The 1,065-nt window shown below is 48.5% G+C and carries 1 rRNA gene; it reads right to left on the bottom strand.

The features are described 5' to 3' along the window. Positions 1–1,065: ribosomal RNA gene (locus BMZ41_RS15405) — 23S ribosomal RNA — on the bottom strand; the annotation flags it as partial.

Consider the following 1,065-nt stretch of genomic DNA (forward strand, 5'->3'; position numbering starts at 1 on the left):
CAGGCACCCCTTCTCCCGAAGTTACGGGGTCATTTTGCCGAATTCCTTAACAATGCTTCTTCCGTCGGCCTTAGGATTCTCTCCTCATCCACCTGTGTCGGTTTACGGTACGGGCACAATAAATACAATAGCGGCTTTTCTCGGCACAGACTCTACTTACTTCACTACTTTAGTTCGCTCCGCATCACGTCATTGGCTTATGCAGCGGATTTGCCAACTGCACACCTCCTACGCTTGCACCAGTCTTTCCATTCCTGGCTTAAGCTTTGTCCATGCGTCCCCACAGTTCTGATTTATTGCGGTACAGGAATCTCAACCTGTTATCCATCGACTACGTCTTTCGACCTCGCCTTAGGCCCCGACTTACCCAGAGCAGATCAGCTTTACTCTGGAAACCTTAGATATTCGGCCTGAAGGATTCTCACCTTCATCTCGCTACTCATTCCGGCATTCTCTCTTCTTGTTCCTCCACTGCTCTTTACAGTACAGCTTCGTCGGTTGCAAGAATGCTCCTCTACCACTCATGAAATTCATGAATCCTAAGCTTCGGTGTTGTGTTTTAGCCCCGGACATTTTCGGCGCAGGACCTCTCGACTAGTGAGCTGTTACGCACTCTTTGAATGTATGGCTGCTTCTGAGCCAACATCCTAGTTGTCTATGAAATCCCACATCCTTTACCACTTAACACACACTTTGGGACCTTAGCTGTAGGTCTGGGCTGTTTCCCTTTTGACTATCCAACTTATCTCGTATAGTCTGACTCCCGTACATCGGCTATCTGGCATTCGGAGTTTGATATCTCTTGGTAAGCTTTGACGCCCCCTTAAGAATTCAGTGCTCTACCTCCAGTAGTCTAATACGAGGCTAGCCCTAAAGCTATTTCGAGGAGAACCAGCTATCTCCGGGTTCGATTGGAATTTCTCCGCTATCCACACCTCATGCCCACCCTTTTCAACGGATGTGGCTTCGGCCCTCCATTTCCTTTTACGGAAACTTCAGCCTGGACATGGATAGGTCACCCGGTTTCGGGTCTACAATCACTGACTTATCGCCCTATTCAGACTT

The organism is Pseudobutyrivibrio sp. UC1225 (assembly GCF_900115215.1).
In the GTDB taxonomy this organism is placed as follows: domain Bacteria; phylum Bacillota; class Clostridia; order Lachnospirales; family Lachnospiraceae; genus Pseudobutyrivibrio.